A 275-nucleotide genomic window follows, 5' to 3' on the forward strand; every position below is an offset into this window, starting at 1 on the left:
GGCTCATGGCGCGGGAGGTAGCCGGCGGGCGTGAAATGGTCGTGCCTACCGTGCAGATCAGCATCGGAATCAGCACCGTCGCCGCTGACAGATCATGACTGGCCGCCAGATAGAGCATCACCAGCCCCGAGAGCAGGATCAGACTCAGCCCGGTGAAAATCTGCTGTTGCGCATTGATATGCCGATTCAGCACGCTGGCGAACAGGCCGCCAAAGACATAGGCGGCGCCGTAGATCAGCAGGATCAAGGCGAAATCGTAAGGTGCCATCTGCAGC

Annotated in this window: 1 protein-coding gene; it reads right to left on the reverse strand. The window is 60.0% G+C overall.

Translation table 11 applies throughout. The annotated features are described in order from the left end of the window. On the reverse strand, positions 1–275 hold a 275-nt coding region (locus tag AAEY83_RS14805; RefSeq protein WP_351060073.1), incomplete at both ends, for an MFS transporter.

It is taken from the genome of Psychrobacter sp. TB20-MNA-CIBAN-0197 (assembly GCF_040309765.1).
GTDB classification, from domain to species: domain Bacteria; phylum Pseudomonadota; class Gammaproteobacteria; order Pseudomonadales; family Moraxellaceae; genus Psychrobacter; species Psychrobacter submarinus.